The 13,198-nt window shown below is 36.2% G+C and carries 9 protein-coding genes; 5 read left to right on the top strand and 4 right to left on the bottom strand.

Annotated elements, in window-relative coordinates; translation table 11 throughout:
- Positions 1–30: 30 nt before the first annotated feature.
- Genes DW114_RS09765 through DW114_RS09775 form a run of 3 tightly spaced genes read left to right on the top strand, consistent with a single transcriptional unit; the run spans position 31 to position 7,023 of the window.
- Positions 31–2,514: a diguanylate cyclase domain-containing protein gene (locus DW114_RS09765; protein ID WP_117453562.1), complete on the top strand. Its 2,484-nt coding sequence runs from the start codon at positions 31–33 to the stop codon at positions 2,512–2,514.
- Positions 2,459–5,395: a CheR family methyltransferase gene (locus DW114_RS09770; protein ID WP_158552267.1), complete on the top strand. Its 2,937-nt coding sequence runs from the start codon at positions 2,459–2,461 to the stop codon at positions 5,393–5,395. Before DW114_RS09765 ends, DW114_RS09770 begins: the two co-directional genes overlap by 56 nt.
- A gap of 20 nt (positions 5,396–5,415) precedes the next feature.
- Positions 5,416–7,023 (top strand): diguanylate cyclase, encoded by a 1,608-nt coding sequence (locus tag DW114_RS09775; RefSeq protein WP_117453564.1) that lies wholly within the window; start codon positions 5,416–5,418, stop codon positions 7,021–7,023.
- A gap of 64 nt (positions 7,024–7,087) precedes the next feature.
- On the opposite strand, the gene DW114_RS09780 is transcribed toward DW114_RS09775, so the two are convergent.
- The 3 genes from DW114_RS09780 to DW114_RS09790 all read right to left on the bottom strand — a co-directional run bounded on the left by DW114_RS09780 (position 7,088) and on the right by DW114_RS09790 (position 9,248).
- Entirely contained in the window at positions 7,088–7,429 is a 342-nt protein-coding gene (locus tag DW114_RS09780) for a DsrE family protein (RefSeq protein WP_117453565.1), read from the bottom strand.
- Between the two features lie 78 nt (positions 7,430–7,507).
- A complete protein-coding gene (locus DW114_RS09785) occupies positions 7,508–8,167 on the bottom strand; it encodes a Crp/Fnr family transcriptional regulator (RefSeq protein ID WP_117453566.1) in 660 nt (219 codons plus the stop codon).
- Positions 8,168–8,204: 37 nt separating this feature from the next.
- On the bottom strand, positions 8,205–9,248 hold the full coding sequence (locus DW114_RS09790) for a lysylphosphatidylglycerol synthase transmembrane domain-containing protein (protein WP_117453567.1): 1,044 nt from the start codon (positions 9,246–9,248) through the stop codon (positions 8,205–8,207).
- Positions 9,249–9,358: 110 nt separating this feature from the next.
- On the opposite strand from DW114_RS09790, the gene DW114_RS09795 reads away from it, so the two are divergent.
- Both DW114_RS09795 and DW114_RS09800 read left to right on the top strand, forming a co-directional pair.
- Positions 9,359–10,765 carry a GntR family transcriptional regulator gene (locus tag DW114_RS09795; RefSeq protein ID WP_117453568.1) on the top strand — a complete coding sequence of 469 codons (1,407 nt, stop codon included), beginning with the start codon at positions 9,359–9,361 and terminating at the stop codon, positions 10,763–10,765.
- Between the two features lie 133 nt (positions 10,766–10,898).
- Positions 10,899–11,480, top strand: coding sequence for a GDSL-type esterase/lipase family protein (locus DW114_RS09800; protein ID WP_117453569.1), 582 nt, complete (start codon positions 10,899–10,901; stop codon positions 11,478–11,480).
- Between the two features lie 78 nt (positions 11,481–11,558).
- Here the strand turns inward: DW114_RS09800 and DW114_RS09805 are convergent, their stop codons facing one another.
- Positions 11,559–13,094 (bottom strand): nitrite/sulfite reductase, encoded by a 1,536-nt coding sequence (locus DW114_RS09805; protein ID WP_117453570.1) that lies wholly within the window; start codon positions 13,092–13,094, stop codon positions 11,559–11,561.
- Positions 13,095–13,198: the final 104 nt, after the last annotated feature.

Consider the following 13,198-nt stretch of genomic DNA (forward strand, 5'->3'; position numbering starts at 1 on the left):
TTTTTATTATAATCAGGAGGATGCAATACAATGAAAATTAAAAAGCACATACGCAATACAATATTGATTCTGCTGATTTTGTTGCTGCCGACAATTTCTATGCTGCCAATGCATGCATCAAGTCGAAGGGTCATTAAAGTAGGATATCCGATACAGTCAGGATTGACGATGAAGGATGAAAATGGCAATCGTTATGGATATACTTATGATTATCTGATGCAGATTGCCCAATACAATGATTGGGAATATGAGTTTGTAGAAGCAAAGGGAGATTTAAATGAACAGTTGACCACATTAACAAAACAGCTGGAAGATGGGGAAATTGATTTGCTGGGCTGTATGCGTTACAATGATGCACTCGCCAAAATGTATGATTATCCAAGTGAACCATATGGCTATGCATATAATATTATTGCGGTCAAAGATGATAGTGATCTTGTCAATTTGGAATCATTAGCAACCAAAAAGGATTTAAAGATTGCCGTTAATAAAAATGCGAAAACACGAATTGAAAAGCTAGATCAGTTTGCGGCGATGAATGGATTTACCTATACCAAGATTGAGGCATTAGATACAGAGGATTTAATCAAAAAAATCGAAAATGAAGAAGCGGATGCCTATCTGCTTACAGATTTAGAAAATACGGAGGACTATCGAAGTATTTCACGCTTTTCACCGGATGCATTCTATTTTGCGACGACCAAAGGAAATACAGAAATCGTAACGGAATTGAATCAGGCAATTCTAGATCTTTCTAAAATGAATCCATTATTGACAACCACACTGTATAATCGTTATTTTGAAAATATGTGTGGGGAGATTCATCTAAACAGCAAAGAAAAAGAATTCATCAAAGAAAATGGTACCATCAAGGTATTGGTACTTGAAAACAATGCGCCAATTGAAGATTCTAAAAATGGTGAAGCGGTAGGAATCGGCAAGGATATCCTGGATTTTATTTCTGAAAATACGGAAATGAAATTTGAATATGAGATGGTAAAAACATATGAAGAATATAAAAATAAAATAAAAAATAGAGAAGCCTCTGTTTTGATGGGATTACCATTTGATGCATCACAGGCAGAAACATTGGATGTCACATTTACTTCTCCATGGCTGGTAAGTGATATCATGCTGGTTATGAATAAAAATCTGGATCCTAATGAATTAAAGGACAAAATCAAAGGGACCACCTATTTAAATACACCCGCAATTGCGGAAGCAAACGAAGATAAACGCTACAACAATATCGAAGATTTATTAGAAGCATTAAATGATCGGGAAGTTGATTATGCATATATCAATCCATATCAGCTGACGTATTATACCAACAAGTTGCATTTGGACAACCTCAGTACTTTTTCTGTACCGGAATATTTATTGAATCAATATGCATTTGGGGTATCTAAAAATACAGATTCCCGTCTGATCAGTATTTTAAATAAAGGGATACGTACGATAGACAGTGAAAAATTGAACCGCTATATCTATAAGAATGCCTACGTGGAAGAAAGCTTTCATTTAAAGGATTTTTTGAATGAGCATATCGCTGGTGTTAGTTTTGTCGCATTATTGTTGATTGCGGGAATTGTTGGCGCAATCTTTATGTATTACCGGCATCGTTTTGAAGTACAGCGTGCCATTGAACTGGAATATCAGCGATATCAGATGTTATCGATAATCACTGGAGAAATGACCTTTGAATATGATTTTGAAAAGGATACAATGAAAATCAGTAAAGAAGGCATCGGAAAGATTGCAAATGAAGAAATGATTGAGCATTTTAAAGATGAATCCGCAAAACAGGAAACCAATGAACATATGGTATTGACGGTATTAGAAGAATATCTGGAAAATGCGTTAGATCGTCATGAAGAAGTTTTGATACGTATGCTGGATGGCAGTGAACGCTGGTATCAGCTGGTAATTAAAATTATTTATGATATAGGAAACTATGGACATCGACCAGTTTATGCGATTGGCAAGATTTTAGATATCCAGCAGCAGATCAATGAAAAGGAACAGCTGTATAAAGAGAGCACGACAGATTCTTTGACAGGCATCTATAATCGTGCTGGAGGATTTAAAGAAATCAATCATGCATTATCCAAACAGGGTGGTGCCATCATTATGGCAGATCTAGATAAATTCAAACAGGTAAATGATGAATTTGGTCATTTTGCGGGAGATCATGTATTGATTGAAACTGCATCGATATTAAAACATGTATTCCATGAAGGAATCGTTGCACGCCTTGGCGGAGATGAATTCTTATTGTTTATCCAGAATACCAATAAGGAAGAGATTGCACTTCTATGTGAGCAGGCATTAAAAGAAATGCATGAGAAAAAATATGAAGATGCAAAAAACGTAGATGTGACAATGAGTATGGGCGTTGTATTTGTGAAAGAAAACGCCTCATTGGAAAATGCGATGCGAAAAGCCGATGAGTTATTATATGAAGCAAAACGCAGTGGACGCAGCACATATCATATATGCGAAGAAACAGTTTAATAAAGAAGGTGGAGCTATGGAAATTGTAAAAAAGGAAAATAAGTCTGAGAATGAAGCGTTTTATGTAGTCGGTGTGGGAGCAAGTGCCGGTGGATTAGAAGCATTACAGGATTTCTTTAAAAGCATGCCAGATGATTCAGGATGTGCCTTTGTGGTAATCCAGCACTTGTCACCAGATTATAAGAGTTTAATGAGCGAGCTGCTTGCCCGCTATACCAAGATGGAAGTCCATGTGGCGAGTGATGATGAAGAGGTAAAACCAAATCACGTCTATCTGATTCCGCCAAAAAAGGAATTGACGATTCATCATGGACATTTGAAATTAGATGAACAAAACAATATCAATGGGATTAATCTTGCCATCGATAATTTCTTTCGATCCCTTGCAAGAGATTGTGGCAAATATGCCATTGCCATCGTTTTAAGTGGTGCTGGAAGTGATGGCTCTTTAGGTATTCGTGATATCAAAGAGTATGGTGGTATGATCATGGTACAAGAACCTAAAACTGCCGCATTCAACAGTATGCCATTAAGCAGTATCGCAACCGGATTATGCGATTATGTATTGCCTCCTGGAAAGATGTCAAAGGCAATGACGGGATTTATCCAACATCCATATATGCATCCAGATGAAGCCAATGAACAGCCTTTACATAAAGACACATTATCTAAGATCTTAGATGTTTTAAAAGAATACTGTCATATGGATTTCTCCAATTATAAGGAAAATACCCTGGTACGAAGAATGGAACGTCGTGTCAGTATCAATCAGTTCCATAATTTGGAAGAATATCTGAATTATTTAAGTGGCAGTGATCAGGAAAAAGAAACCCTGTTTAAAGAATTATTAATTGGTGTTACAGGATTCTTCAGGGATGCGGAAGCCTTTGATTTTATCGCAAAGAATGTCATTCCAAAAATGAAAGCAGTCAACCAGACGATTCGTATCTGGTCTGTGGCATGTTCTACAGGTGAAGAAGTATATTCTATTGCGATGTTGTTAAATGAATATCTGGAAAGTAATCATTTGGATTATGAAATCAAGATCTTTGCGACGGATATCGACCGTAATGCACTGGCAGTTGCTTCACAAGGAATCTACTCCGCAAGTGTTGCCATGGATATCGATCCTTACCTGTTGAAAAAATACTTTACAAAACAGGATAGCGGTTATCGTATTAATGCAGATATACGTAAGATGATCATCTTCTCTGCACATAATGTATTAAATGATCCACCGTTCTCTAAATTAAATATGATTATATGTCGTAATCTGTTTATCTATTTGAAAACCCATGTACAGCAGGAACTGTTATATCGTTTCTATTACGCATTAAACAACAGCGGCTATCTGTTTATGGGAAGCAGTGAATCCATTGGAGAAATGAATGAATCCTTTGAAGTGATTTCCCGTAAATGGAAGATCTATCGTCAGAAAGAAGATATTCGACCAACCAGTAATATGATTATCAATGCAAATGGTTTAACTGAGCATTTCTCCAGTATTCTTAGAACCAGTGACTATCGTAATATTGATAATCATGGCATTAAGGTAGAAAAGATTGTAGAATCTGCTTTTTCTGCAATGTCACCACCAAGCATTATCATCAATGATGTGGATAACATCATTTATATGGGTAGTGATATCCATCGTATCCTACGCTTTAAACCAGGTGTATTCTCACAGAATCTATATGCGAATTTGCCAGGTGGTCTTGGCTTGTTTGTGAATGGTGTTGTGAGAAGATTACATGCCGGAGAAGATAATGTCGCAACCATGTGTGCTAGCGATATCCCAGAATTTGAAGGAAAGAATATTTTGATCAATGGCTATACCTTAACAGTCGCAAAAACAGCTTTCTATCTTTTAACTTTTGAAATCAAAGAAGCAAAAAAAGAAGAAAAATTCACATATATCGACAGCAATCAGGAAATCGGCAAGCGTATTATGGAACTGGAGGAAGAATTGCGTATCAGTAAAGAAAACCTGCAGGCTACTATTGAAGAATTAGAAACAACCAATGAAGAACTGCAATCCAGCAATGAAGAACTGGTCGCAGCCAATGAAGAGTTACAAAGCACCAATGAAGAATTACAAAGTGTAAACGAGGAATTATATACCGTGAATAGCGAATACCAAAGCAAGATTGATGAATTGACCCGTTTGAATACCGATCTGGATAATTTATTGATCAATGTAGAGGTTGGCGCAATGTATCTGGACAATGATTTAAAAATCAGAAAACTAACACCAGTCGTATCCAAGATTACCCATATCATGGATATGGATATTGGACGTCCGATTTCCCATCTGTCTTTGATGGATAACTATCCAAACTGGCAGGATGATGTTCGTCATGTTCAGAAAACATTGGAAAATGTGGATAAGGAAATTTATGAAGTAGATGGAAAATACTGGCTGGTCCGTATTCGTCCATATCGTAGTGAATACAATGCGGTAGAAGGTATTATTATCACATTCCTTGAAGCTAGTGATTTAAGAATGATGAGAAGCTCCTCTTTTGAAAGAGAAGGAAAAATATACTGGCAGCGTGAAAACTGTGATGTCAGTATGTGGCGTTATGATTTAAAACATGAAACATTATGGTACCCATATATCAAGGATACCAATAGTAATCAACGACAATTCTCTGTAGATGACTTTATGAAACGTATTCATCCAGATGATGTCATTCATGTACGAAGTGCAGTGGATGAATGTATCAGCGGTGGTAAAAACTGTATTGAGATCATGTATCGTTATAAAGGCAACGATGAAGTCTATGAATGGATATATATTCAGTTGTTTGTGGAAAAGAAGCGCAGTGATGGTACTGCAGAAATGATACAGGGGAAAATGACGATACTAAGTGATCAATAATTGGAAGGAAGTCTTGTGACATGAAAAATAGATATTCCCAAAGGGAGTTGGAAGCAAATATTGCCAAGGTTTTACAAAGTGATGTAAAAGATTCCCAGCTCTTAAAAGAAAGCATTGAAGAAATTGTAGAAACCGTTAATATCTATCATCAGGAGCTTACATATCAGAATGAAGAGTTGATGCGTACCAATATGGAATTGAGCAGTTTGAAGGATAAATACCAGCTGCTCTTCCATGAAGCGCCAATCAGCTATGTCCTTTTTAATGGAAATGATTGGATCGTGGAAGCAAACCAGACATTCTGTCGCAGAGTTGGTGTTGTGCCCAGCCTAATCAACAGTCATAAAATTACGGAGTATATCCTTCCTGAGCACCAGGATACATTCTATTTTATGAAAAACCGATTGATGCAGGGTTCAGAGAAAGAAGTCATCGAGCTTCAGCTATACACCAGTGAGAAAGAAATATGTGATGTAAATGTAATCAGTAAACCATTTCATTGTCGTACCTTATATGGGGAAGAAAAAAAGGAAACACTATATTGTGCCATTATTCATGATATTACCCAGATCAGAAATCAACAAAATGAGATTTTAAAAATGAGTTATCATGACGCAATGACAGGATTATATAATCGCCGGTTTTACATCAAACGCATCAAGGAATTAGAAGATGATCTTTCTAATCTTCCTGTCAGTATCGCATCCATTGATTTAGATGGCTTAAAAATCATCAATGATACCTTAGGTCATGAATATGGTGATAAGGCAATCATGACCATCTGTGACATTCTAGAAAAGAATGTTTTAAAGGAATGGAATCTGATACGTATGGGTGGAGATGAAATCTGTTTATTATGTCCAAAGACAAGTAAAGAAAAATTAAGCTCCTTCCTTCAGAAAATTGAAGTGATCGTTGGAGAACATGAAGTACAGGGTATCCCTTTGTCTGTATCATATGGGGTCGCCGCAAGAACTTCTCCTTATGAAACATTAGATATTGTGGCGGCTTTGAGTGAGGATATCATGTATTCTAGAAAGGTTTTACAAAGTCCGCAGCAAAAGAATATGATCGTTTCTATGATGCTAGAAAAACTGTTTACATCCCATCCTCGAATTGAACGCCATAGCCTGCGTGTACAAGAGTTAGCCATAGGCTTTGCGAAGTACTTGGAGATGGATGAATATTTCATCGATGAAATTGCACGTTTTGCTTATCTGCATGATATCGGTATGGTGGGAATTGATGATTATGTCATTGAAAAACAAAAAGATTTCAGTGATGAGGAAATCAAAGAATTTTATCGTCATCCACAGATTGGCAATCGCATCATCCGCTCTATGTTTGGCTATGAAGAAATAGCTACTGCAGAACTATACCATCATGAATGGTGGAACGGCAGGGGATACCCATATGGTTTAAAAGGGGAAGATATTCCTTATATGGCACGTTTTATCACGATTGTGGATAGTTATGATTGGCATAAACTGGAGCTTGGATATGATGAAAGCGAAGGGTTGACGATGGAAGATATCGAAGCATATTATACCGACAACAAAGCAACCCGCTTTGATCCTGAAATCTGTGATCAGTTTCTTGCATTTATGCGAAAACAATTAGAAAACTAAAAGGGAACATCGTTCCCTTTTTATATGAAAAAAATCCAGCAGATCAATTCTGCTGGATATATTTTTATGGCTTTATGTAAGAATAACCTTCCTGTTGGCGTTTCGCAAGCTCTACGACACCAGCGGGAACAACTTCTACAAATGAATACAACTCACCATTAGAAATGCCCTTTTTCATTAATGCATTATGACATGCACAGATGGTTACACCATCTTCACTCAGTTTTTCCATTACGGCTTGATATTCATCATTACGATGACTCAGACATTCTACAGCATCAGAATTTGCGACAATTTCGATGTGATAAGTATCATGATTTTCTTTTCCATAAACAAGCATATTCTTAATATTGCTGATTGTCAGCTCCCATTTTTCAATTTCATCAATGTGAAAGATTACATCCATGATTTGTTACCTCCTTGAGTTTTATTCATTATACCACGATTAACTCAAAGAATAAAGCAAATTTGCGAAACGCTTACATCAATATGTCAATGTGATTTTTTTATCAATGATTGCCTCTAAAACATCAGGTTTTAAAATCATGATATGATGATTTTCTTTACTGACACAATCCAAATGACGCATTGCAGAGAATACACGGGATAAGGTAACCTGATGGATATTTAAATACTCCGCAATTTCTGAATACGTAAAGAAGCGGGGAAGCATCAGCTGCTCATGATCTAAACGTGCATAATCCATTAAAAACATGGCTACACGAATGGGAACACTGTCTTCTTCCATCTGTAGATAGCGCTGGAATATATTCATATAATTCTGTGATAATGTTTCAAACATCAAATGATTAAAATGTACATCGTTTTCAATCAATTCCTGCAGTTTTTCCGCATGGATCTTATAAACGATGCAGTCTGTTTTGGCGATAATGATCAAAGGATTGCTGGGCAGCTTGTCTAAGTGTGGATAGATTTGTCTAGCAAAATGCGCAAATCCCATAATTCTTTGGTCCATAAAATAAAGGTGTGTTTTCATTTCTCCATTTTTTCCTACACTGCCAAGTGCACAAATACCAGAATGTAAGAAAAAGGCATTGCCATTCTCTTTCGCGTCATATATAATATCTCCTTTTTGTACAATCATTTTTTGTGCATAGATATAATATTCTTCAAAAGGTCCCATCGTTCTCTCTCCTCACGTGTTTGAAGTATATCATATTTTATCTATTTATGAAAGATTCTTTCACTTCTTTTACATCAATGTCTTTACATAACATTGTGAAAACAGCGCCAATAAGAGTATTTACATAAAATGTCAATATACGCCATAACAACATCATACTAGCAGCGTTCACCTTATTCACAAATGGTGTAAAAACTAGAATGAAACTGGATTCCGCTACTCCGTGTTTCCCATAAACAGGCAGGGAGGATAAAATCAAATCGATAAAGACACTCGCCATGAAATACATAAAGAAGTTATGGAGATTCACAGGCAGCGTTAATGCATATGCGATAAAAAATGGTAAGATATGACGTAAAAATAAACGGAATATCTGCCATAAGATGATTTTGAGGGCATTGATCTTTTCTTTCCTTGATTTAGGATAACAAGCCCATACAGCATTTGAAAATGTATTGATTTTTTCACAGAGCATCGCTTCATCAATTTTTAAATGAAACTTCGTTATACAAAAATGCAATAGACGTATCACAAGGGCAGGCAGTTTAGGATATAAAAACAGAAACAACATTGCGGCAATCGGGATGATGCCAATACAGATGCCAGCCCATGCGAAAGGCAGTTCTTTGGGATAATGCACAGCCAGATAAGAGGAAGAACATAACAGAATCATAAAGGAAAATACAGCATAGCTGATTTGATAGAGCATTTGATCTAGCATTAAGATACCACAGCCATGATCATAAGATATTTTCTTAGCTTTCATTAATATCAGTTGTCCACCTTTTGCAAGGGCAGAAGCTGATATGTTCATCAAAAACAAGGATACCCATCCATTGATTAGACCATCTTTATAAGTATAGGAGGAATGGATTTGACGACAAAGCTTCGTAAGTACAATACCATTGATCATATAGGGGGAAGCTGCCAAGAGTGCTAACAGAAAGACATCCATCATATGCAGCTTTGATAAAGCAGACAAAATCATCTGATAATCATCTTTTAAGAGTAAATATAATACGGTTATAAGAAACGCAATAATAACCAATGTTTTTATATATTGTTTGTTTTTCTTTTTCATAAAATACCTCTATCACAAAATGGTATAACAGAAAAGCAAAAAAATCAATTGATAAAACGTGACGATTGTCGTATCCCATGATAAAATAGAAGGCGAGAGAAGGGATAATCTTGGCTGAGCTAACCATCACAGAGCAGGTATATTTGAAAATGAAAGCAGATATCGTTTGTGGAAAATATGAAATAGTAAAAGATTTACCCGCTATATTAGAGCTGTGTGAACTTTTTCATGTTGGTCGAAATACCATGCGTCATGCCCTTCGCCTATTAGAAGAAGATGGTTTGATCAAACAGGAAAAAGGCCGCAATGCCCGGGTCATCTTTGATTTAAACAAGCGGGAAAACCGTGCCATGTATGAGGAAATGCTATATGGGCGTTTGCCATCGATTGCTGCGGTATTTGATACGATGGAATATATTCTGCCTACCATTGCCCAGGAAGCCATTAATAGAGCAAGTGATGAAGATATCGCCTATTTATATCACATGGCAGATTCTTTAAAAGATAAACAGTTTCATACTTCATCCGAGCTAATGAATGCGTTAATGGAAATCTATAGCTATGCCTTTTCATTATTGAATAATGTGTATGTATCCTCCTTATTTACACAGATGATGGATTTTATATTGGTCGCAGTTCCAGATTACTCTTTGCGTAAGAATGAATTTCAGAAAAACATGGCATTTATTGGCAACATGCTTTCTGTCATTTTAAAAGCAATCTTGAAAAAAGACAGCAAGGTCTTAAAGAAAACCATTAAATATCTGATTCATACCATATCCAAAAAGACCCAGAGTTATATTCAGCGTATCATAGATGAAGAAAAAACAACTTTTCATCCTATGCCATTTTATTGGTATTATGAGAAAGAGGCCTTATATCAAAATGTGATCATTGATATATTTATGGATATTCATAACGGGGTTTATCTGAAGCATAAAGAACTGCCAAGTCTTGAACAGCTGGCGAAGAAACAAAACGTTAGTTTAAGAACCAGTCGTAAAGCAATCGAGGTATTGAATCATTATGGTATCGTAAAAACGGTCAATGGGATTGGCAGCTATGTAAATTATGATGCATTCAAAAAGGATGATTTTCTAAAAAATCCTGAAGTCAAACAGAATTTGAAACAGTTCATAGATGCATTATCTGCATTGCAACTGTGTATCAAAGGGTTTGGTCCAGCGTTCATCAAAAAGATATCGGAAGATGATTTATCCAAACTAATTGATGTAATGGAGCATCAAAAACGCAAGATCATTACACCCATGGTAGAACTGCTGTTTCAAAGAAACACCTGTCTGTCTGAAATCTATCGTGTATTGAACAAACAGCTGGTATGGTTTATGTATTTGAATTATTTCTACAGCTTTGATAATAAGGAAAATGAATATTATGCTTATTATCAATTATTAATTGAACATTTAAAGGCTCATCATATGAAAAAGGTATATGAATTACTATGTGAAATGATGGAAACATCGATTCATTTTGTAAAACAGATTTATCTTTCCTAAGGGAAACAAATGATTTGTTTCCTTTTTTTGTTTTTGTGCTTGTAAAAATAACATCTAGGTCATATAATATAAGAAAAGCAACATGTACCATGGTGTACAAGGGTAGGCTCGAGATTTGAAAGAGGTGTATTACATGGATGCAAAAGAGTATGAACGACTGAGGAAAGAAAAATCGTATAAACGTATCATTGCGGATGAAAAACAGGGTAGGGCGATTTATCGTATGTTGCCATATTATGAAGATAGTGTCCTGCTGGGAGATTCTATTGCGGAATCTATCCTTGATTTTCGCTTATTGAGAAAAAATAATGTATTAGCAAGACGGGGAAAATGTATCGATATGATTGATGAAGATATCGAAAAAGTATTTGTCCTGTGTCCGAAAATCATTTATATGGAATTTGGCAAGAATGATATTTTACATTTTCATAAAGATGTAAAAGCATTTATCAGTGTGTATGCTGAAAAAATATTAAAAATCAAAGATACACTTCCTGATGTGAAAATCTATGTCAATTCCATTATCCCAATGCAAAAAGAAGTTATGGAGAAAAATGGCGGACAGGCTGTATTGGATGAATTTAACGAAGGACTTTATCTGATGTGTCAGCATTTTCATTTAACGTATATTGATAATCAGGCGTTGGTTGACTGGAATGATGAAACATTTGAGTTTGATGGTATCCATCCCAAATATCCATATTATTCTTTATAGCTGGCGCATATGGCAAAAACAGCAGGCGTTTATCCATACTAAAGAAAAAAAATCGCAAATCGCGATTTTTTTTAATACTTATAAATATTTTTTTAAAATCAAATCTAATTGATCAGGATATTTAGTGGCCCAATCAAGGAATGTTAATTTTGTTTCATTTGTCTGAATTGCTAAATCCTGTAAGAAAGCAGGAATATCAGATTGTAAGATTACACCAGCTTCCTTTCCAAAGATGGTTCCATCCAGATGTGCATTCCCCATGATACTTAATTTAAAGGCAGGCTGAGGTTTTTTATCTACTAATTTTACAGTACCCTGAAATCCAAGTGCGCCAATTTGTGAAGTACCGCAGGAGCTTGGACATCCACTGAAGTAACAACGTGGCAGATAATCTGTGCATACATGAGCATGACGAAGGGCGGTGATCGCATCAATCAAGGCTCCCTGAGAATCACGTAAGCCTACCTGACAGATCGTAGCACCAATACAGGCAACGCTTGTTTCAAATTTATTTGTAGCGCCATCTGTGGTTGCGGCTAATACTTTTTTCGCTTCTTCACCATTCAGATTGATGATATACATACCTTCCTGTGGTGTGATACGGATTTCAACATCTTCCATATCCTTGATCAGTTCATATAGCTCCATTAACTTTTCTGGCGCAAGTGTGCCACCTAATGGATGATAATGTACTGCATACAGATCATGCTTCAATGGGAAAATGCGACGATCCTCTACAATGACACCATCTCCGGTTTTATGCACATGATATTCTTCAACTTCCACATCATGTTCTCCTCGTTCAATAGCTAAGGCCACCTTTTCACTAAATTCCTTTTGTAATGCTTCAATACCTAAAGTATCCTGCAGATAGCGTGTTCTAGCTTTTGCACGGTTTTCATAATTTCCATGCGCCATGAACATAAGCACCATGGTTGAAACATAGTATAGAATGTGTTTTGGCTGGATATGATCACCAACCTTGACACCCATTTTAGGATTATTGCCAAGTCCTCCTGCACAATATACATCAAAGGTGTGATCGCTATTCGCGATAAATCCTAAGTCACGGAAGTTGGCATGTGTTTGATTTCGCATGGTATTACTAAAAGCCACCTTCAGCTTTCTTGGCATAGAATATTTATTGATAATAGACAACAGATATTCCCCAACAGCCTTCGCATAAGGCAATACATCAAAATATTCATCCGGATCAACACCAGATAAGGGAGAGCACATAACATTACGTGGAAAATCTCCACCGCCTCCTCGACATACGATATCGTGATCTAAAGCTTCTGACATAATGGATGGAACATCCACATCACTTAAATCATGCAGCTGAATCGTCTGACAAGTCGTGATATGTGCTTTTTTTACATCATGTTGTTTACATACACGACATAAAAAGGCTAATTTGTCCTTACTCATGACGCCCTGGTTCATACGTAAACGAAGCATGAATTTTTCACCGCCACGTTGTGCATAACTTCCAAAACCCCCGGAAAATCCCTTAAAATCCTTTACACTGATTTCCTTTTGGATGAATTTATTGGTCTGTTCACGGAACAGTTCGATTTCATCTTTTAATTCCTGTAATAATTCTTTTTCCATTTTGATCTCCTTTTCATAACCTTGACAATGTTATCATAACACTTTTTGAGAAGCAATTATAATATTTTTATAGATCTATTAGAAATCTTTATAATAAATACCTT

Source organism: Absiella sp. AM09-50 (assembly GCF_003433845.1).
GTDB lineage: Bacteria > Bacillota_I > Bacilli_A > Erysipelotrichales > Erysipelotrichaceae > Hoskinsella > Hoskinsella hominis.